Raw genomic sequence first — 19,414 nt, 5'->3', positions numbered from 1 at the left:
GCCAGTATACTGGGTTACCACCATGCATGAAAATGATGAACCGGCCCAATACCGTGACCCACTTCCAGAGTATCGGCTTTTGCCAGCGCCGCCGAGAGCCAGGTTTTCGCTTCGCGCACCGTATCGGCCCAGCCGTCATGCCGCGGGCGCAGCGCCGCCAGCGCGGCGGAGAGCGTACAGCCCGTGCCGTGGGTGTTTTTGGTCTGCACGCGCGGAGCGGTAAAACGCACTTCGCCGTCGCGGGTAAAGAGCCAGTCCGGGCTTTCAGCGTCATCAAGATGACCGCCCTTCATCAGCACCGCCCCGCAGCCCATCGCCAGCAGCGCGTTTCCCTGCGCTTTCATCTCGCGTTCAGTTTGCGCATGCGATGTGCCTAACAGCGCGGCGGCTTCCGGCAGATTGGGCGTGATAAGCGCCACCTGCGGCAGTAGCTTTGTACGCAGCGTCTCCACGGCGGAGGCGGAGAGCAGCGGGTCGCCGCTTTTAGCCAGCATGACGGTATCCAGCACCACGTTTTGCACCTGATAGCGTTTAAGCCGCTCGGCCACCGCTTCCACAATATCCGTCTCGGCCAGCATGCCGATCTTGGTGGTATCGATGCGCACATCGCTGAACACTGAATCCAGCTGCGCGGCAACAAAATCCGGCTCGATACGGTAGACCGACTGCACGCCGCGCGTGTTTTGCGCCACCAGCGCGGTAATGACCGAGCAGCCGTACGCGCCAAGGGCCGAGAAGGTTTTGAGATCGGCCTGGATACCCGCGCCGCCGCTAGGATCGGTGCCGGCAATGGTCAGGGCGTTAATCCGCTTCATGCCTGCTCCTCCAGCGTATAGAGCGCATCCAGAAACGCGCTGGCAAAACTGCCTGGCCCACGCGACTGCGCAACGGCCACCGTTCCGGCTCGCTTCATCCATCCGCAGGCGGCAGCGACGTTATCCATCCGGTCGCCCGGCAGCGAGCAGCTCGCCGCCACAACGGCAGAAAGCGCGCATCCGGTTCCCACTACGCGCGTCATCAACGGATCGCCGCCCGTTACCGTGCGGGTACGTTGCCCGTCAGTGATGTAATCCACCTCGCCGGTGACGACCACAACGGCATTGGTCTGGCGAGCCAGCGCCTGTGCGGCGGGCACCGCGCTGGCTGCGGTATCGGTTGTATCGACGCCGCGTCCGCCCGCGCTCATTCCGGCAAGGGCCAGAATTTCGGAGGCATTGCCGCGAATGGCGGCCGGTTTCAGGGTAAGGATTTGATGGCAAAAACGGGTGCGGAACGTCAGGGCGCCCGCAGCAACCGGGTCCAGCGTCCAGGGCTTGCCTGCAGCCACCGCGCTTTCTATTGCCCGACGCATCGCCTGGGCACGCGGCGAGGTCAGCGTACCAACGTTAATCAGCAGCGCATCGGCGATGCTGGCAAACTGTTCAGCCTCTTCGGCCTCAATCACCATCGCGGGTGATGCGCCAAGCGCCAGCAAAACGTTGGCCGTGAAGGTCTGTACGACATCGTTGGTCATACAGTGGGTCAGCGGAGAACGGGTTCGGAAGTGGTGTAAAACGTGTAAATCGAGCAGGTCAGGCTGCATGGGTTCGCTCCTGCCTTGCGTGAAGAAGCGATGACCGGGAAGGCATCTGACTTCCCTACGCTGGCATTATCCAGATCAGGTAATACGGGTATTTCTCAGCCTTCACAAAGAAGGGCACCCCGAGTCAAAACACTTTTAAAACAGTGAGTTATAAAACTCATTAACGTAATGTAGTGTAACCGGGGCCGTAGGCCAGGCGCAAGGAGTTTCGATTTATCACCCCGTTTGTCACAGCGGAAATCTCCAGACGTACTTTCCAGTCATTTGCGTATATTTATTACGCTTTAGTTAATTCTGGTTCAATAATTGTTAACGTGTTATTGACAATCTTTATTGTGCACTTTTACTAAGGCTATTATTTTTTTCAGCCCTGTTACGTGTGATTTATTCTTTTATAAGACATATAAACTTCTTTCATACGAAATAAAAAGGATTCACTCATCTGTTTAACAACGTTAAATATTCATTTTTCAATCAATTACTTAAAGCGAGTTATAAAATTAACGTGCAACTCACAAATAAATGTATACATTAAATAAATCATAGAGTTACCACACCCCTTCGCTGTACTTATTCATATCATTTATGATTTAGATCAAAATCATTAGTTTGGGTTTAATTGATAGTTAATTCACGTTACTAAAAAAGATTAAGACAGAGTTCAACCATCATTGATGGTTAATCTCTGTCTCATGAAAACCGTTCAGCTAAATATTATTTTTTCAATACATTAAAGATGTGGTCATTTAAAATGAAACCTTTGAATAAATCTATTATTTCTGTTTTTGCACTGTATGTGGTTGCTGGTGGTTCATTCCATGTTGCTACAGCTGCTGAAGCGATGATTCAGACAACTGATGGTAGCAACGTTTTTCTTTCCATTCATGGTCAAGACGAATCAATCAAATCTTATGATTTAGATGATATTGATAAGCTTAAAGGTGGGGTAAGTTCTAACACCACGTCAATATCCCTTTTACGCGGCGATTTAGATGCTGAATCACGTAATAGGGTAGATGAAATTAATCGTGTTGATGGTGAGGCTAAACGTGCCGGTGCTCTTGCTGATACCGCTAGTCAAAAAGCAGACACTGCTTTATTAGACGTTGCTAAAAATGGCTCTGGTATCATTCAGCTTCAAAACCAAACCCAATTACAAGGCAACGTATTGACAGACCATGAGCAACGCATCACCTCTTTAGAGAATATGCCAAAACCAGTCAACGGCGTAGATGGAAAAGATGGCGCGAAAGGTGATAAGGGAGATACGGGCGCACAGGGGGCAGCAGGAGTTAACGGACGTGACGGCGCAGATGGTCATAATGGTAAAGATGGTGTGGCAACTACCGTAACGCGCGTGCAGGTAGACGCAGCGACGCAAACGAAAGTGGCCAACAACAGCCAGGCTGTTACCGCCACCGCTCAAGAACTTCAGGCAACAAAGCAGACGTTACAGGCAATGAATAACAACACCAATCAGCAATTCAAATCATTGCATGACGAAGTGGATAATAATAAGAAGCAGGCCAACGCCGGTATCTCGGGCGCCATGGCGATGGCAGGTTTACCGCAGGTACAAACGAATCAGCATGTTATGTTCTCTGCTGGCGGTGCAACGTACAATAATGAAAGCGCCCTTGCCGTCGGGGCATCCGTTAACTTCAATTCACATGTCATCGCGAAAGTGAGCTTCTCTGATGATACCGCCAATAATATGGGAGCGTCAGTTGGCGTCGGAATGGGCTTTTAACTAAATACAAGTTAAGCATTATTAACTGACGCCGTTAAGTTAATAACCCGCTTGCCTCCGGCAAGAATAGCAATGACAGAAAAAACATGCTCAGACATATCATTATTTCAGCGACCCTGTATCTGATGCTCATTGGTGTCGGTATTTGGATCGGCATGATGTACGTCTCTTATTATCTGTGCGTTTTATAAGGTGGACAAAAGTTTAGCCATGAAAACTCAATTAATATGGATTGCACTGATGTTGACGGTAGCGACAACACCGGCTCATGCGATTAACGCGCACTATCGTGTTCAATTAGAACGTTCAGGATGTACTGAGATGAACGCGAATGACGGCTCTTGTGATATTCACAAAACAAAAGCCCAAAATGCGGCACAGCACACAACAGCTGCGGTCCACGACCCTTTGCGTGAAGCCATTTTCACATCGGATGCGGTTAACGCCACGATTTCAAACGGCTTTCTTGACGCCACCATTAACGGCAAAAAGGCCATCGTGAAACGTCTGAATACTCATTTCTATGAGATTCACGGTAATGGTTTTGTTATATCGCTAAGCCTTGATGAGAACGGCATTACGGCGGCGTCCTGGAATAAGACGGCGGGGCGTAACCACGGCATTTTGCAGGTATCGCAGAAATAAAGCTAACAAGGAGGCTGTCTGCCTCCTTTTTGGTCAGCGAATGGCACGATTTGTCACACTCTTTTTTATGAATTTACAGTCGGGGCAGAACACACGTAACAGTCTGTTTTTATTTATCATAAAGCGCAATTTTCTTTCTTAAAAAGGGGATATCCCTTCTCCTGAGCGCCATGTCACAAAACAGTAAACAAATTAACCATTGAGCCCCGTGGCAAAAGGCTCTATATTGGCGGCGTTTTTTTCAGGCCCCCATCTGTTTTTTAACTTTTTATTCAATCGTGGCTCATAACGAAGCGGCGGTTGTAGGAGTGATATGATGACGGATAAAGTCCGTATTGACACCGTAGATGCCCACAAAAGCAACGAAACCTATCTGGCCCGTCAGGCCGAGTTTGAATCTAACGTCAGGAGTTATCCGCGCAAACTGCCTTTAGCCATCACTAAAGCAGAAGGCGTGTGGATCACCGATGCAGATAATAAAGAATACCTTGACTGTTTAGCAGGCGCAGGAACCCTTGCGCTTGGCCATAACCATCCTGATGTGCTGAAAAGCATCCAAAATGTCATTACCAGCGGCTTGCCGTTACATACCCTGGATCTGACTACGCCTCTTAAAGACGCGTTTTCTGAATACCTGCTCTCTCTGCTGCCTGGTCAGGGCAAAGAGTACTGCCTGCAGTTCACCGGTCCATCCGGTGCTGACGCCGTTGAAGCGGCTCTGAAGCTGGCGAAAAAAGTGACTGGTCGTAGCGGTATCATCAGCTTCTCTGGTGGTTACCACGGTATGACCCACGGCGCGTTGTCCGTGACCGGCAACCTGTCTCCGAAAGAAGCAGTTGACGGTATGATGCCAGAAGTACAGTTCATGCCTTACCCGCACGAGTACCGTTGCCCGCTGGGTATCGGTGGTGAAGCGGGCGTGAAAGCGCTGACTTACTACTTCGATAACCTGATCAACGACGTTGAAAGCGGCGTGCGTAAACCTGCTGCGGTGATTCTGGAAGCCGTTCAGGGCGAAGGCGGCGTGAACCCGGCTCCGGCTGAGTGGCTACAGCGCATCCGTAAAGTGACTCAGGAACACGGCATTCTGCTGATCCTCGACGAAGTTCAGGCTGGCTTTGCCCGTACCGGTAAATTCTTCGCCTTCGAACACGCGGGTATTGAGCCAGACATTATCGTGATGTCTAAAGCCGTAGGTGGCGGTCTGCCGCTGGCCGTGCTCGGTATCAAAAAGCAGTTCGACGCATGGGCGCCAGGCCACCACACCGGTACCTTCCGCGGCAACCAGCTGGCGATGGCGACCGGCCTGACCACGCTGAAAATCCTGAAAGACCAGAACATCGCGGGCAAAGTGGCCGCTCAGGGCGAATGGCTGAAAGGCCAGCTGAAAGAGATGGCGAAACGCTATCCTGTTATCGGCCACGTGCGCGGTCTGGGTATGATGATCGGTATTGAGATCGTTAAGCCACACGAAGCCGCTGACCACATGGGCTGCTTCCCGGGCGACGGCGAGCTGTCTGCACTGATTCAGAAGAAGTGCTTCGAAGCCGGTCTGATTCTGGAGCGCGGCGGCCGTAACGGTATCGTTCTGCGTCTGCTGCCGTCTCTGCTGATCAGCGACGAAGAGCTGAAAATCTTCCTGGATAAATTTGAGCAGGCACTGCTTGCTGCGGGCGTTCGCCCGGCGTAACCGGAGTTATTGATTACGATGTCTGATTCAAACCCAATTTTGTTCTCCTCTGCGCAGAGCATTGAAGCTTATCAGCAGGCGATCGAACAAAGCACTCAGGCTGTGATGCAGTGGCTGAAACAGCCTGAGATGTACCAGGGCAAAACGGTCGCAGAACTGCGCGACCGTATTAAGCTGGATTTCAACCCGAAAGGGCTGGGCAACGAAGCGGCAATTGAACGCGCCGTGGAGTTCTTCCTGAAAGACAGCTTGTCCGTTCATCACCCGCAGTGTGTGGCGCACCTGCACTGCCCAAGCCTGGTAGTAAGCCAGGCGGCGGAAGTGCTGATCAACGCCACTAACCAGAGTATGGACTCCTGGGATCAAAGCCCGTCCGCAACCATTATTGAGATCAAGCTGATCGAGTGGCTGCGTACCCGCGTGGGTTATCAGGCCGGCGACGCAGGTGTCTTCACCAGCGGCGGCACCCAGAGCAACCTGATGGGCCTGATGCTGGCTCGCGATGCGTTCTTCGCGCGTCAGGGCCACTCCGTTCAGCAGGACGGCCTGGTAGGCGATCTGCGCAAAATTCGCGTGCTGTGCTCCGAAAACGCACACTTCTCCGTGCAGAAAAACATGGCGCTGATGGGTCTGGGCTACCAGTCCGTGGTGCAGGTGAAAACGGACGAATTCTCCCGCATGGATCTGACCGATCTGGCTGCGAAAATTGAGCAGTGCAATGCGAACGGCGAGCAGATTCTGGCGATCGTCGCGACGGCAGGTACCACCGATGCCGGTGCTATTGACCCGCTGCGTGCAATTGCAGAGCTGGCCGCTAAGCAGAACATCTGGGTTCACGTTGATGCGGCCTGGGGCGGCGCGCTGCTGATGTCTGAGCAGTATCGTCACTACCTGGACGGCATCGAGCTGGTGGATTCCGTCACCCTGGACTTCCACAAGCAGTTCTTCCAGACCATCAGCTGCGGCGCGTTCCTGCTGAAAGAAGCGCGTCACTATGAGCTGATGCGCTATCAGGCGGCCTATCTGAACTCTGAGTTCGATGAAGAAGCGGGCGTACCTAACCTGGTGTCCAAATCTCTGCAGACCACCCGTCGTTTTGACGCGCTGAAGCTGTGGATGAGCCTGGAAGCGCTGGGTCAGGAGCAATACGCGGCGATCATCGATCACGGCGTGACCCTGGCGCAGCAGGTTGCTGCCTACGTGAAAGAGCAGCCTGCTCTGGAACTGGTTATGCAGCCACAGCTGGCAAGCGTTCTGTTCCGCTTCCGCGGACAAGTGCAGATGGATGACGCGGGAATCGCCCTGCTGAACCAGAAAATTGGTGATGCGCTGCTGGAATCTGGCCGTGCTAACGTTGGTGTGACCGAGCACAACGGCGTCACCTGCCTGAAGCTGACGCTGCTGAACCCAACCGTGACGCTGGAAGATATTAAAATCCTGCTGTCTCTGGTTGAGCGCACCGCGCAGGAAGTTCTGGCTAAGTAATACAGACCCCTCTTCCGCCGGGAGAGGGGTTATTTTATACGCCTGCCCACCACATCCTTAATTTTAATCCCCAGTAACTCGTCCAGCCCGTCGTGGTACTGACCACATTACCCTTCGACACAATGACCAGCGTCGGCGTTACGCTCACCTGCCACTGCTGCGACAACGCACCGTTTACATCGTTAATCACCGGCATTTTCAGCTGTTTCTTTTCAACCCAGCGCGCAAGCTTTGCGTTATCACCGGAACGCATGGCAATACTAATCACGTTCCCGCCTTCTTCTGCCAGCTGATTAACGGAAGGCGTCGTGTAACGGCATATGCTGCACCAGGTGGCCCAGACGTAAATCAGCAGCGGGCGTTCCTGGCTTAGCGCCGAGATATCATGAACGTTGCCGTCGATGCTCTGCATCGGTGTTGCACTAAAACTGGCGGGGAGTGACGGTTTTCGATACCGATCAACACCCCACACTACGGCCAGCGTCAGCAGAACGAGTATTATCCCTTCCCGCGCCCAGCGGCGCAGTCGACTGAATTTGCGGTTATCCATTATGACCTCATGTTTGAACGAAGGTCATCTTAACGGGCAATATGCCATCACGCTGTAAAGAAATGTCGCGTCAGGTTTATTCCTGGGTATAACCGTAGTCGTAATGGCTATATCCCGAGTTGTAATAAAGCACGGCAGATTTCACGATATCATTGAGGATCGCGCCATTCACCTGCACGCCCATTTGCTGCAGACGCTTCAGGCAGTTCTCGATCTCCTTGACGTTAGTTTTACCAAAGCGGGCGACCAGCAGCGTGGTCGCCGCTGCTCGGGCTATCAGCAAGGCATCCGTTACGGCAAGCACAGGTGGGGTATCGACAATCACGATGTCATACAGTTTATCTATCTGCGACATCACGGCCTGGAAGCGTTCACTCATGAGCAGCTCAACGGGATGTGAAGGTTGGGGTCCGCAGGTCAATACATCAAAACCGCCTTTCTCAACGCGTTGAACAGCCGCCTGCCATTCAATGTCTCCTCCGAGCACGCAGGATAATCCCCGATGATTGCTCAGTTTGAACACATTGTGGACATATCCCTTGCGCATATCCGCATCAATAAACAGCACTCGCTGTCCGGCCTGAGCGGCAATCGACGCCATTGAAGTACTGACCAGCGTCTTTCCGCAGTCCTGCGTGGGTCCAGACACCACGACAATCCGGTTTGTGGCATCCATCATGGCAAAATGCAGACTGGTGCACAGCCCTCGCACCGCCTCGACAAACCTATCTGCCGGGCGGTCAACGGGCAGAAAAGGAACGTTCGACGTCCTGTGCTCCCAGTGGGAAGCAAACAAGGTTCTCCTGCGCAGGTGCGTTTTTTTCCAGAGCCACACCGAGCGCGGAAGCGTCGCCAGAAGCGGTATCCCCTGCACTTCTAGTTGTTCAGACGAGGTAATACCCCGATTAAAGGCTGAGCGCACTAAAACTATGCCGGCAGAGAGCATCAACCCCATCAGCATACCCAGTAGGATAATGAGCGCTTTGCGCGGTTTGATCGGCTCTGGCTGCACCACGGCCGGGTCAATAATCCGCACGTTCCCAATAGTGCTGGAACGCGAAATACTCAGCTCTTGCTGACGCGTCAGCAACTGCAGGTATATGGTACGCCCGGATTCAACGTCACGACTCAGCCGTAAGATTTCCTGCTGCGTGGAAGGCATGGTTGAGACGCGATTATTCAGGCGCGCACGCTCGCGTTCAAGCGTTTGTTTTTTCTCCCGCAGGGCACGGTAGGTGGGATGGTCCTTTTTGAAAAGTTGTGAAACCTCTGCTTCGCGGAACGTCAGCTCGTTAAGCTGATTTTCCACGTTAACAACCTGATCAAGGACTGACTTTGCTTCCAGAGATAAGTCGACTGAATCGCGTTGCTCTCTGTAGGCATTCAGACGCGCTTCAGCTTCATCCAGCTCCCGACTGATCTTAGGTAATTGCTCCTGTAAGAACGTGAGGCTGCGGGAATCTTTGGCTTCCTGGCGCGCAATATTCTGGCTGAGAAAATTTTCAGCAATGGTATTAAGTACCGTGGCGATCCTGGCGGGGTCTTCACCCATTAACGTTAATGCGATCATACCGCTCTGTTTCGCCGACTCACCAACCGTAAGCCTGTTCTGAATGGCGTTGATCGCGTCAAGCCTTGTTATGGTTTCGAGGGTAAACTCGGTTCCTGGTTCCGCGCTGAGGGATGTCACCAGAAGCGACATTCCGTCTTTAACCAGCGTTTTCCCCACTGTGCCTTCTGCTTGAAGCGTTTTTCCCTCAAGACGATACCGCCCTTTCCCCTGTACGGTGAGTAAAAGCGTTTGTGGCTTACCTTCCAGAAGGGGAATAGTCAGCGCGCCAATCGTTATTTCATCGGATTTACGTCCCCGCACGTGTTCCCATAACGGCCCGATGACAGGAAACACGCGTCGCCTGGCGTTGTACGTCAACCCTAATTGATCAACGGTCTCTCCCAGAATCATCCGTGATTTAAGGAGTAAAAGTTCCGGCGCGACCTCTGGCGAGAGTTCAGACTCGAAAGGGGTCAGATTCTTGAGCAGTGAGTTACTCTGCTTCGCTTCTACCTGCACCATGGCATCAGCCTGATAAACTGGCGTGGCGCTGAACGCGTAGATACCCGAGCATACCGTGAGCAAGAGCGTGACGCACGCGATCGTCACCCGGTTGTCAAACATCTCAGCAAGCAACTGAAGAAGATCGATTTCATTATTCTGCGGTGTCGCAGCACTATATTTGTCTGATTTAGAAGACGACATTACGGCTTCATTCCTTGTTGACTCAAACGACGAGCCCATTCCTGACTGGCTTTCCCCAATTGCTCGAAAACATATTCATAGACTTCGCGACTTTTGTGATACGGGTCGGGAATGTCCCTGGTCTCCAGCCATTGTCCAAAGAGCAGCGATTTTCCCCGGTTCTCCGGGGTCATTGCGGCAATAAAACGGAGGTGTTCCGGCTCCATTACCAGAATCAAATCGGATTGTTGCAACAGGCTGCGCGTCACCTTTCGGGCAACATGCCCTTCCAGCGAAACGCCATGACGCCAGGCGACAGCCTGCGCAGCCGCATCCGCCGGGCGTCCTTCAAGTCCAAAAATACCTGCTGAGGTCACCTGCTTGCCGGGTAATTGCTGACGCAACAGCCGCTCACCAATCGGTGAGCGGCAAATATTGCCGGTGCAGACCACTAAGATTGACTGAAACATTACTGCGGCCACGATCTGATGTAACGAACGGTTTCGGTCAGGTCATGGACGCCGCTGATGGTAGGCACCAGCTGGGTGATTACGCGATTCCAGCGTGATAATGGTGCCGTAGTGACGTAAACGATGTCATACGGCTCCAGCTGGAATTCCGTACCCAGCACCATGGCTGACGCATCTTCCGCATTCAGTTGATAGATATTGGCAATTTTGTCCGTGTCGCCTTTTTTAGATACCTGCCGAATAACAAAAATGCCGGTTGCATCGGCCATATTTTGGTTAAGTCCACCAGCATTTCCCAGGGCTTCGGCCAGCGTCATGCCGCTACGATCCATCTTAAGCGTACTCTGCTTGACCACTTCGCCCATCACGAACACTTTCAGCGCGTCGTTCCGGGGAATAAACAGGATATCACCCGGATAAAGCAGTTTATTTTGAGTCAAATCGCCATGCTGCATCAGCGCATAGAGCGAAAGTCGGGAATCCTTGCCATCATGCGTGAGCACGACGTTACGCCAGTCGGCATCCGCAGAAAGACCGCCAGCGGCGTTAACCGCATCCATCACCGTCAGTGGAATATTCGTTATGGGTTGTTGGCCCGATTTTTCGACCTCTCCGGTGACATAGGCTTTTTGCGAACGGAAGGCGGCAATGCTGACGTCCACCTGCGGGCTCTCAATGACTTTATCCAGTCGCTCTGTAATCTCCTCACGTACCTGTGAAACCGTTTTTCCCGCGACCCGCAGCTTACCGACGTAGGGATAAAAGAGCGTACCATCGGCGTTGACCCAGTTGCCTGCATCGCTTGCGCTACGATATTGTCCCGCGGGCGTCGTTAATTCAGGGTGATCCCAGACGGTGACCGTCAGGATGTCGCCTGTGCCAATACGGTATTCCCAGTTTTTGATCTGCTCATCCAGATTAGGATTTGCCTGAGATTTCGATACGGTCGGACGCAGTTTTTCAATCAATCCCGGCGTTAATGGGAAAATTTCCACGCGCTTATCAAGATTATAATTAACGTCTTCTGCCGCAATGACTTTTTTCCCGGACACACTTAAGTTCTGGCCGGGGGAAAATACACACCCCGTTAACTGACTAACGGTGAGAAATAACAGCGAAAATGCAGTTGTACTTTTCATTTGTATAAATATTTCTTTTTAACGTTGCGCTTATCGTTAACCCTGCAAAGAGATCAAACCTAACGCCATGAAATTTAATTGATTATTTTCATGCAATATGAAATTCTGACATTGTAAAATGTGGACAAACCTCTCTCTAAGACACGAAAGCAATACTCAACCCTGTAAGAAAAAAGGAAGTCAGACCGCTTCACCTGAAGGCATATTAAATCGTCTTCAGAGAGAAAGCATTCACACATCAGTCCAATTTTGATGTCAAAAGTTATTTTCAGAATTAATTAGTGAAATAATAAATTTTAAAAATATAAAGAGCAGGCAATATTCACCACAGTGATAAACATCATCCCATTCGACTACACAAAACCGTCCACTTTTGTTACATTTTTTTTCAAACATACCCTGCGTTGATACTTAAAATGGACTGTCTGCTCCGCTTTGCACGACCTGCAGACGAAAAGTATCTGTAACGATATCACTGGAGAAAAAATGGCTAAGCGTAAATTGCTGCTTCTGGGTGTATTACTGTCTCTGGCGGGATCTGCATTCGCTGCCCCGCAAACGGCCGCTGCGCCATCGGGCATCAAGGCCTATGAAGAACAAGAGTTCATCGCTGACTTTACGAAATTCAAGATTGGCGACACGGCGCCGGCGCAGTATCAAACGCCGGAGTACACCATCAAACAGTACCAGTTACGTAACCTGCCGGCTCCGGATGCCGGAACCCACTGGACCTATATGGGTGAGAACTACGTGCTGATCGGCGATGCCGATGGCAAGATCTACAAAGCCTACAATGGAGATATTTTCTATCACCGCTAACTCAATTGTGATTCGCCCATGGCAGGAAAGTGACCGCCCTTTCCTGCGCACGCTCTACCTCCACGCCCGGCGTGAAGCCTGGCCATGGCTGGACAGTGCAGACTGGCAGCTTGAAGACTTTGACGCAGCAACCCGTGACGAAGTGATTTGGGTTGCTGCTCAGAACGGTCATCGTCTGGGTTTTGCCTCCGTCTGGACGAACGATAATTTCCTGCACAACCTGTTTGTCGATCCGCAGTATCAGAGCATGGGCGTCGGGCATGAGTTGCTTGAGCACGTACAGAAAACGTTTACCAGTACGGGTTCGCTTAAGTGCCTGGTGAAGAATGCGCGGGCTATTGCGTTTTACCAGCGACACGGCTGGCATATTGAGGCGACGGGTGATTCTCCGGACGGAGAGTATTATTTGATGCACTATCGGTTGGGTTAAAGTCGGGTGGCGGCTTCGCCTTACCCGACCTACGTGATGGTGCAATTTGTAGGCCGGGTAAAGCGAAGCGCCACCCGGCAATTCGGAGCTGAGGAACTACACCGCGCGGAACGCGATTTCCCCCGGAATGATTTCGCCCTGCCAGTAGAGCTGCGCCGCAACGCATCCCGCCAGCTGGCGATACATTTCCGCGAATTCGCTGTCCGGCCGACTGACCACCGTCGGCTTTCCGCTGTCCAGATCTTCACGGAGGGTAATGTGCAGCGGCATCTGCCCCAGCAGCTGAGTGTGATACTTCGCAGCCAGTTTTTCTGCACCACCCGTACCGAAGATAGGTTCGTGGTGACCGCAGTTGCTGCAGATGTGCACGCTCATGTTCTCGACGATACCGAGCACCGGCACTTCCACCTTCTCGAACATCACGATGCCTTTTTTGGCGTCGATCAGCGCAATATCCTGCGGCGTAGTCACGACGACCGCCCCCGTGACCGGAATGTTCTGCGCCAGCGTCAGCTGAATGTCACCGGTGCCCGGCGGCATGTCCAGCACCAGATAATCCAGATCCGGCCACATTGTCTCCTGCAGCATCTGCAGCAGCGCTTTGCTGGCCATCGGGCCGCGCCAGACCATGGCGTTATCGTCGGTCACCAGGTAACCGATCGAGTTGGTCGCCAGACCGTGAGCCATAATTGGCGCCATGTGGGTCCCGTCCGGCGAGGTGGGCCGCTGGTTTTCCGCGCCCAGCATGTTCGGAATAGACGGACCGTAGATATCGGCATCCAGAATACCGACCTTTGCCCCTTCCGCTGCCAACGCCAGCGCCAGGTTAACGGCGGTAGAAGATTTCCCTACCCCGCCCTTGCCCGAGCTGACGGCAATGATATTTTTCACGCCGTTCACGCCAGGCTGGTTTTTCACGCGCTTCAGCGTGGCGATGCTGTGGCTCAGCTTCCAGTCGATCGCCTTCGCACCGGTAATGCGCAGCAGCTCAGAGCTGGTCTGCTCTTTCAGCGCGTCAAAAGCGCTGGTCCAGACGAACGGCATCTGCAGCTCAATGTGCAGGGTATCGTCCAGCCAGGCAACGTGGTGTAACGCTTTCAGCGTAGTGAGATTGTGCTTCAGGGTTGGATGCTGAAAGTTAGCCAGCGTCCCGGCGACCATTGCTCGTAAGGCTTCCGGTGATTTGGCCTGGGATTGAGAACTCATCCCGACTCCTTTGTTCTTGTGAATAAGACCTTAGATGAACAAGTTTACCTGAAAGGCCGTGGTTTGTGCTTACTTAATAATGCCCCTTTTGGTAATATCAAAAACCCTTTTCACAGTTAAAAGAAGTAATGCCTACTATGACTCAAGTCGCGAAGAAAATTCTGGTAACGTGCGCACTGCCGTACGCCAACGGCTCAATCCACCTCGGCCACATGCTGGAGCATATCCAGGCTGATGTCTGGGTCCGTTACCAGCGAATGCGCGGCCACGAGGTTAACTTCATCTGTGCGGACGATGCTCACGGCACGCCGATCATGCTGAAAGCGCAGCAGCTGGGGATCTCCCCGGAGCAGATGATTGCCGAAATGAGTCAGGAGCATCAGACCGATTTTGCTGGCTTTGATATCAGCTATGACAACTATCACTCCACGCACAGCGACGAAAACCGCGAGCTGTCGGAGCTGATCTACACCCGTCTGAAAGAGAACGGTTTTATCAAAAACCGCACTATCTCTCAGCTTTACGATCCGGAAAAAGGCATGTTCCTGCCGGATCGTTTCGTCAAAGGCACCTGTCCGAAATGTAAATCCCCGGACCAGTACGGCGATAACTGTGAAGTGTGCGGCGCGACCTACAGCCCGACCGAGCTTATCGAGCCGAAATCCGTGGTATCCGGTGCCACGCCTGTGATGCGTGACTCCGAGCACTTCTTCTTCGACCTGCCGTCCTTCAGCGAAATGCTGCAGGCGTGGACCCGCAGCGGCGCGCTGCAGGAGCAGGTGGCGAACAAAATGCAGGAGTGGTTCGAATCCGGCCTGCAGCAGTGGGATATCTCCCGCGATGCGCCGTACTTCGGCTTTGAAATCCCGAACGCGCCGGGCAAATACTTCTACGTCTGGCTGGATGCGCCAATCGGCTACATGGGCTCCTTCAAGAACCTGTGCGACAAGCGTGGCGACACCGTCAGCTTCGACGAATACTGGAAGAAAGATTCCACGGCAGAGCTGTATCACTTTATCGGTAAAGACATCGTTTATTTCCACAGCCTGTTCTGGCCGGCGATGCTGGAAGGCAGCAACTTCCGCAAGCCAACCAACCTGTTCGTACACGGCTACGTGACGGTGAACGGCGCCAAGATGTCCAAGTCTCGCGGGACGTTCATTAAGGCCAGCACCTGGCTGAACCACTTCGACGCGGACAGCCTGCGCTACTACTACACCGCTAAGCTCTCTTCCCGCATCGACGACATCGACCTGAACCTGGAAGATTTCGTGCAGCGCGTGAACGCGGACATTGTCAACAAGGTGGTGAACCTGGCCTCCCGTAACGCGGGCTTTATTGCCAAACGCTTTGACGGCGTGATGGCCGCTGAACTGGCTGATCCTGCCCTGTACAAAACCTTTACCGACGCGGCAGCCACCATTGGCGACGCGTGGGAAACCCGTGAGTTCGGCAAAGCGGTGCGCGAAATCATGGCCCTGGCTGACCTGGCGAACCGCTATGTCGACGAGCAGGCACCGTGGGTTGTCGCGAAACAGGAAGGCCGCGATGCCGACCTGCAGGCCATCTGCTCCATGGGCATCAACCTGTTCCGCGTGCTGATGACGTACCTGAAGCCGGTTCTGCCGCAGCTGGCAGCCCGTGCTGAAGCGTTCCTGAACACCGAACTGAACTGGGATGCCATCCAGCAGCCGCTGCTCGGCCACAAGGTGAACACCTTCAAGGCGTTGTACAACCGCATCGAGATGAAGCAGGTTGAAGCTCTGGTGGAAGCGTCTAAAGAAGAGGTGAAGGCGGCTGCGGCACCGGTTACCGGCCCGCTGGCAGACGATCCGATTCAGGAAACCATTACCTTTGACGATTTCGCCAAAGTTGACCTGCGCGTGGCGCTGATCGAAAACGCGGAATTCGTGGAAGGATCTGACAAGCTGCTGCGCCTGACGCTGGATCTGGGCGGCGAGAAGCGTAACGTCTTCTCCGGCATCCGTTCAGCCTACCCGGACCCGCAGGTGCTGATCGGTCGTCAGACCGTGATGGTGGCGAACCTGGCGCCGCGCAAAATGCGCTTCGGCATCTCTGAAGGGATGGTAATGGCCGCAGGCCCTGGCGGGAAAGATATCTTCCTGTTAAGCCCTGACGAAGGCGCGAAGCCTGGGCAGCAGGTGAAATAACAAAAAAGCCGGAGATTCTCTCCGGCTTTTTTTTGCCCGGCGGCGCTACGCTTGCACGGGACTACGGGTTTTGTAAGCCGGGTAAGGCGAAGCCGCCACCCGGCTAAAATCACGCCTTCGGGTGATGCACCCGGTGGGTCAGCCCGCGCAGGAAATTGCGCAGAAACTGGTCGCCGCACTCGCGGTAGTTTTTATGATCCGGCGCGCGCATCATGGCGGTCACTTCCGGCACGGATACGCGGTATTTTTGCTCGGTCATGATCGCCACAATATCGTCCGTTTTTAGCGAGAACGCGATGCGCAGCTTTTTCAGCACCGTGTTGTTGTTCACGCGACGCTCCAGCGCCAGCTCCGGCGCGGCCGGATCTTTGCCACGCTTATCGTAAATCAGACCGTTCAGGAAACCCGACAGAATGATGTCCGGGCAGCGAACAAAGCCCTCTTCGTCTTCTTTGGTCATCCAGGTATCGAAACCGGCAGACGTGGATTCCATGTCCGACAGCGCAAGAATGCGCACCATGTCGTTATTGTTTGCTTTCAGGGTGTAGCGCAGGCTACGAAGAATATCGTTACTTAGCATAGAGCCTTCGAATGTCGATGATGCAATGGCGCGCAGTGTACCAGTTTTACAGGCCAATCGCCTCTTTCAAACTCTTGAGATAGCGACGGCTGACGGGTACCGTTTGCCCGGCACGCAGCACCAGCTCGGCCTGGCCGTTATCTTCCAGGCGGATCTCCTTCAGGTGCGCCATGTTCACCAGATACTGGCGGTGGCAGCGGATCAGCGGCGTGCGGCTCTCCAGCGTGCGCAGGGTCAGCTCGGTAAACCCTTCGTTCCCTTCCGCGCTGGTGACAAACACCCCGCTCAGTCGGCTGCTGACGAACGCCACATCATCCATCTGCAGAAGATAAATCCGGCTGTGCCCGGTGCAGGGGATAAACTTCAGCGGCTGCTGGTTTTCCGGCAGCAGCGTGACGTCCTGTACGGTTCGCTCCTGGCGTAAACGGGCGAGCGTTTTTTCCAGACGCTTCTCTTCAATCGGCTTGAGTAAATAGTCAAACGCGTGCTCCTCAAAGGCCTTAACGGCATATTCGTCGAACGCCGTCAGAAACACGATATAGGGGCGATGCGCCGGGTCGAGCATGCCGACCATCTCCAGCCCGCTGATGCGGGGCATCTGAATATCGAGGAACAGCACGTCCGGGCGCAGCTTGTGCACCGCGCCGATGGCCTCAATGGCGTTCGCGCACTCGCCCACAATCTCGATATCTGGCTGCTCCTGCAGCAGAACGCGCAGGTTTTCTCGTGCCAGCGGCTCGTCATCCACGATCAGCACTCTTAACATGCGTTTTCCTCCAGCGGCAGTCGTACGGTAATACGGGTAAATCGGTCTGCCTCACAGGCGACGGTAATGCCACAGTCGTCGCCAAAATGGGCGCGCAGGCGTTTATCCACAAGGCTCATCCCTAAACCGCCCGAGGCGGAAGGCTGGTAAAGCCCGGCATTATCTTCAATATCCAGCACCAGATGGTGGTTGAAACGGCTGGCGGCAATGGTTATCTCCCCCGTTCCCAGAAGCTGTGACGTGCCGTGTTTAATGGCGTTTTCGACAATAGGCTGCAGGGTAAAGGCAGGGAGATGCTGATACGCCAGCTCGTCCGGAACGGAGAGCGACACCTGCAGGCGCGACTGGAAACGCGCCTGCTCGATCTGGAGATAGGCATTCACGTGCTCAATCTCATCGGCGAGGGTCACGATCTCAGACGGCCGTTTCAGGTTCTTACGGAAAAAGGTCGACAGAAACTGCACCAGCTGCGCGGCCTGATCGCTGTCGCGGCGGATCACCGCTTTGAGCGTGTTGAGGGCATTAAACAGGAAATGCGGGTTGACCTGAGCATGCAGCAGCTTAATTTCGGACTGCGTCAGCAGGGCTTTCTGCCGTTCATACTGCCCGGCGAGGATTTGCGCGGACAGCAGCTGGGCTATCCCCTCCCCCAGCGTGCGGTTGATGGAGCTGAACAGACGGTTTTTGGCCTCATACAGCTTGATAGTCCCCATCACCCGCTGATTTTCCCCGCGCAGCGGAATCACCAGCGTGGAGCCCAGCTTGCACTGCGGATGCAGCGAACAGCGGTAAGGCACTTCGTTACCGTCGGCATACACCACCTCACCGGTTTCGATGGCGCGCAGCGTATAGGCTGAGGAGATCGGTTTACCCGGCAGATGGTGATCGTCCCCGGTGCCGGTAAAGGCCAGCAGCCGCTCGCGGTCGGTTATGGCCACCGCGCCGATATCCAGCTCCTTGTAGAGCACCTGCGCGACCTTCATGCTGTTTTCTTCGTTAAACCCCTGGCGAAGGATCCCTTCGGTCGAGGCGGCGACCTTCAGCGCCGTGGCGGAAAACGCCGAGGTGTACTTCTCAAACATGGCGCGCTTGTCGAGCAGAATGCGCATAAACAGCGCCGCACCCACGGTGTTGGTGACCATCATCGGAGCGGCAATACTGCTGACCAGGTGCAGCGCATCCTCAAACGGACGGGCAATGAGCAGAATGATCGCCATCTGCGCCACTTCGGCCACAAAGGTAATGGCACCGGCGGTAAGCGGGCTAAAGACTTTATCCGGGCGGCCGCGTTTGATCATGTAGCTGTGCACCAGCCCGCCGAGCAGCCCTTCCACGATTGTGGAGATCATGCAGCTGAGCGCCGTCATCCCGCCCATGGAATAGCGATGCAGCCCCCCGGTTAAGCCGACAAGCCCACCGACGACGGGACCGCCCAGCAGACCGCCCATCACCGCGCCGATAGCGCGCGTGTTGGCAATAGAGTCTTCGATATGGAGACCAAACCAGGTCCCCATAATGCAGAATATAGAAAATACGACGTAGCAGAGGAATTTATGCGGCAGGCGGACGGTGACCTGCATCAGCGGGATAAACAGGCGCGTTTTGCTCATCAGCCAGGCAATGACCAGAAACACGCACATCTGCTGAAGCAACAGCAGCACCAGATTAAACTCGTACATACTCAAAACCGCACACGCTAAAAACGCGTAACATACACTGATGCGGATTTACTTTCTTTGAAGAATCCCAAAAAAGCGCAAAATCGTGTCCGTTATCACACCTTTTTCTGAATATCGCGCATGCTTCGCATTGTTTGTTCAAAAATCAATCAATCCTTCCTGGTTCGCCAAAGTGGGTCTACAGTTAAGCTGGGAACGCGTAAGCCAGGGGGCGAA

Annotated in this window: 17 protein-coding genes and 1 riboswitch; of the genes, 7 read left to right on the top strand and 10 right to left on the bottom strand. The window is 53.8% G+C overall.

Annotated elements, in window-relative coordinates:
- Window positions 1-14: 14 nt before the first annotated feature.
- Window positions 15-815 carry a bifunctional hydroxymethylpyrimidine kinase/phosphomethylpyrimidine kinase gene (thiD, locus tag UTM25_RS04880; RefSeq protein ID WP_023312429.1) on the bottom strand — a complete coding sequence of 267 codons (801 nt, stop codon included), beginning with the start codon at window positions 813-815 and terminating at the stop codon, window positions 15-17.
- Window positions 812-1,582: a hydroxyethylthiazole kinase gene (gene thiM, locus UTM25_RS04875; protein ID WP_194400593.1), complete on the bottom strand. Its 771-nt coding sequence runs from the start codon at window positions 1,580-1,582 to the stop codon at window positions 812-814. The genes thiD and thiM overlap by 4 nt, the downstream gene beginning before the upstream one ends.
- 35 nt (window positions 1,583-1,617) lie before the next feature.
- Window positions 1,618-1,714, bottom strand: a riboswitch (TPP riboswitch).
- 619 nt (window positions 1,715-2,333) lie between these two features.
- Here thiM and UTM25_RS04870 point away from each other — a divergent pair.
- The 4 genes from UTM25_RS04870 (at window position 2,334) to UTM25_RS04855 (ending at window position 7,152) form a co-directional block, all read left to right on the top strand.
- Window positions 2,334-3,332 (top strand): YadA C-terminal domain-containing protein, encoded by a 999-nt coding sequence (locus UTM25_RS04870; protein ID WP_233469396.1) that lies wholly within the window; start codon window positions 2,334-2,336, stop codon window positions 3,330-3,332.
- 210 nt (window positions 3,333-3,542) lie between these two features.
- Window positions 3,543-3,977, top strand: coding sequence for a hypothetical protein (locus UTM25_RS04865; protein WP_194400591.1), 435 nt, complete (start codon window positions 3,543-3,545; stop codon window positions 3,975-3,977).
- A gap of 313 nt (window positions 3,978-4,290) precedes the next feature.
- Window positions 4,291-5,667: a diaminobutyrate--2-oxoglutarate transaminase gene (locus tag UTM25_RS04860; protein ID WP_014884533.1), complete on the top strand. Its 1,377-nt coding sequence runs from the start codon at window positions 4,291-4,293 to the stop codon at window positions 5,665-5,667.
- 18 nt (window positions 5,668-5,685) lie between these two features.
- Window positions 5,686-7,152, top strand: a complete 1,467-nt coding sequence (locus UTM25_RS04855) for a pyridoxal phosphate-dependent decarboxylase family protein (RefSeq protein WP_023312433.1) — start codon at window positions 5,686-5,688, stop codon at window positions 7,150-7,152.
- Between the two features lie 34 nt (window positions 7,153-7,186).
- Here the strand turns inward: UTM25_RS04855 and UTM25_RS04850 are convergent, their stop codons facing one another.
- The 4 genes from UTM25_RS04850 to UTM25_RS04835 form a co-directional block, all read right to left on the bottom strand.
- Window positions 7,187-7,702 carry a protein disulfide oxidoreductase gene (locus UTM25_RS04850; RefSeq protein ID WP_194400589.1) on the bottom strand — a complete coding sequence of 172 codons (516 nt, stop codon included), beginning with the start codon at window positions 7,700-7,702 and terminating at the stop codon, window positions 7,187-7,189.
- 76 nt (window positions 7,703-7,778) lie between these two features.
- The gene (locus tag UTM25_RS04845; RefSeq protein ID WP_194400587.1) at window positions 7,779-9,959 is read right to left on the bottom strand and encodes a polysaccharide biosynthesis tyrosine autokinase; all 2,181 of its coding nucleotides are present in this window, start codon (window positions 9,957-9,959) and stop codon (window positions 7,779-7,781) included.
- Entirely contained in the window at window positions 9,959-10,408 is a 450-nt protein-coding gene (locus UTM25_RS04840; protein WP_063440815.1) for a protein tyrosine phosphatase, read from the bottom strand. The genes UTM25_RS04845 and UTM25_RS04840 overlap by 1 nt, the downstream gene beginning before the upstream one ends.
- Entirely contained in the window at window positions 10,408-11,547 is a 1,140-nt protein-coding gene (locus UTM25_RS04835; protein ID WP_109845306.1) for a polysaccharide export protein, read from the bottom strand. Before UTM25_RS04835 ends, UTM25_RS04840 begins: the two co-directional genes overlap by 1 nt.
- 486 nt (window positions 11,548-12,033) lie before the next feature.
- On the opposite strand from UTM25_RS04835, the gene UTM25_RS04830 reads away from it, so the two are divergent.
- Together UTM25_RS04830 and UTM25_RS04825 are read left to right on the top strand one after the other, a co-directional pair.
- Window positions 12,034-12,366: an RcnB family protein gene (locus UTM25_RS04830; RefSeq protein ID WP_023336316.1), complete on the top strand. Its 333-nt coding sequence runs from the start codon at window positions 12,034-12,036 to the stop codon at window positions 12,364-12,366.
- A complete protein-coding gene (locus UTM25_RS04825) occupies window positions 12,341-12,796 on the top strand; it encodes a GNAT family N-acetyltransferase (RefSeq protein ID WP_230598703.1) in 456 nt (151 codons plus the stop codon). Before UTM25_RS04830 ends, UTM25_RS04825 begins: the two co-directional genes overlap by 26 nt.
- 96 nt (window positions 12,797-12,892) lie before the next feature.
- On the opposite strand, the gene apbC is transcribed toward UTM25_RS04825, so the two are convergent.
- Window positions 12,893-14,002: an iron-sulfur cluster carrier protein ApbC gene (apbC, locus tag UTM25_RS04820; RefSeq protein WP_194400582.1), complete on the bottom strand. Its 1,110-nt coding sequence runs from the start codon at window positions 14,000-14,002 to the stop codon at window positions 12,893-12,895.
- 137 nt (window positions 14,003-14,139) lie between these two features.
- On the opposite strand from apbC, the gene metG reads away from it, so the two are divergent.
- Complete coding sequence (metG, locus tag UTM25_RS04815) at window positions 14,140-16,173, top strand: methionine--tRNA ligase (protein WP_194400580.1); 2,034 nt, start codon at window positions 14,140-14,142, stop codon at window positions 16,171-16,173.
- 109 nt (window positions 16,174-16,282) lie between these two features.
- Here the strand turns inward: metG and UTM25_RS04810 are convergent, their stop codons facing one another.
- From UTM25_RS04810 to UTM25_RS04800, 3 genes are read right to left on the bottom strand one after another with little or no spacing between them, the layout of a single operon-like run.
- Complete coding sequence (locus UTM25_RS04810) at window positions 16,283-16,753, bottom strand: DUF1456 family protein (RefSeq protein WP_023312442.1); 471 nt, start codon at window positions 16,751-16,753, stop codon at window positions 16,283-16,285.
- Between the two features lie 46 nt (window positions 16,754-16,799).
- Window positions 16,800-17,519 carry a two-component system response regulator BtsR gene (btsR, locus tag UTM25_RS04805; RefSeq protein WP_126796629.1) on the bottom strand — a complete coding sequence of 240 codons (720 nt, stop codon included), beginning with the start codon at window positions 17,517-17,519 and terminating at the stop codon, window positions 16,800-16,802.
- A complete protein-coding gene (locus UTM25_RS04800; protein ID WP_194400578.1) occupies window positions 17,513-19,198 on the bottom strand; it encodes a sensor histidine kinase in 1,686 nt (561 codons plus the stop codon). The genes btsR and UTM25_RS04800 overlap by 7 nt, the downstream gene beginning before the upstream one ends.
- Between the last annotated feature and the right edge of the window lie 216 nt (window positions 19,199-19,414).

The organism is Enterobacter sp. 61D5 (assembly GCF_034107965.1).
In the GTDB taxonomy this organism is placed as follows: Bacteria; Pseudomonadota; Gammaproteobacteria; order Enterobacterales; family Enterobacteriaceae; genus Enterobacter; species Enterobacter cloacae_M.
This window is presented reverse-complemented; position numbering and strand designations above follow the sequence as displayed.

Bases quoted from the DNA above. Each gene is read 5' to 3' on its own strand.
- thiD (WP_023312429.1), bottom strand. From the start codon at position 815: ATGAAGCGGATTAACGCCCTGACCATTGCCGGCACCGATCCTAGCGGC.
- thiM (WP_194400593.1), bottom strand. From the start codon at position 1,582: ATGCAGCCTGACCTGCTCGATTTACACGTTTTACACCACTTCCGAACC.
- UTM25_RS04870 (WP_233469396.1), top strand. From the start codon at position 2,334: ATGAAACCTTTGAATAAATCTATTATTTCTGTTTTTGCACTGTATGTG.
- UTM25_RS04865 (WP_194400591.1), top strand. From the start codon at position 3,543: ATGAAAACTCAATTAATATGGATTGCACTGATGTTGACGGTAGCGACA.
- UTM25_RS04860 (WP_014884533.1), top strand. From the start codon at position 4,291: ATGATGACGGATAAAGTCCGTATTGACACCGTAGATGCCCACAAAAGC.
- UTM25_RS04855 (WP_023312433.1), top strand. From the start codon at position 5,686: ATGTCTGATTCAAACCCAATTTTGTTCTCCTCTGCGCAGAGCATTGAA.
- UTM25_RS04850 (WP_194400589.1), bottom strand. From the start codon at position 7,702: ATGGATAACCGCAAATTCAGTCGACTGCGCCGCTGGGCGCGGGAAGGG.
- UTM25_RS04845 (WP_194400587.1), bottom strand. From the start codon at position 9,959: ATGTCGTCTTCTAAATCAGACAAATATAGTGCTGCGACACCGCAGAAT.
- UTM25_RS04840 (WP_063440815.1), bottom strand. From the start codon at position 10,408: ATGTTTCAGTCAATCTTAGTGGTCTGCACCGGCAATATTTGCCGCTCA.
- UTM25_RS04835 (WP_109845306.1), bottom strand. From the start codon at position 11,547: ATGAAAAGTACAACTGCATTTTCGCTGTTATTTCTCACCGTTAGTCAG.
- UTM25_RS04830 (WP_023336316.1), top strand. From the start codon at position 12,034: ATGGCTAAGCGTAAATTGCTGCTTCTGGGTGTATTACTGTCTCTGGCG.
- UTM25_RS04825 (WP_230598703.1), top strand. From the start codon at position 12,341: ATGGAGATATTTTCTATCACCGCTAACTCAATTGTGATTCGCCCATGG.
- apbC (WP_194400582.1), bottom strand. From the start codon at position 14,002: ATGAGTTCTCAATCCCAGGCCAAATCACCGGAAGCCTTACGAGCAATG.
- metG (WP_194400580.1), top strand. From the start codon at position 14,140: ATGACTCAAGTCGCGAAGAAAATTCTGGTAACGTGCGCACTGCCGTAC.
- UTM25_RS04810 (WP_023312442.1), bottom strand. From the start codon at position 16,753: ATGCTAAGTAACGATATTCTTCGTAGCCTGCGCTACACCCTGAAAGCA.
- btsR (WP_126796629.1), bottom strand. From the start codon at position 17,519: ATGTTAAGAGTGCTGATCGTGGATGACGAGCCGCTGGCACGAGAAAAC.
- UTM25_RS04800 (WP_194400578.1), bottom strand. From the start codon at position 19,198: ATGTACGAGTTTAATCTGGTGCTGCTGTTGCTTCAGCAGATGTGCGTG.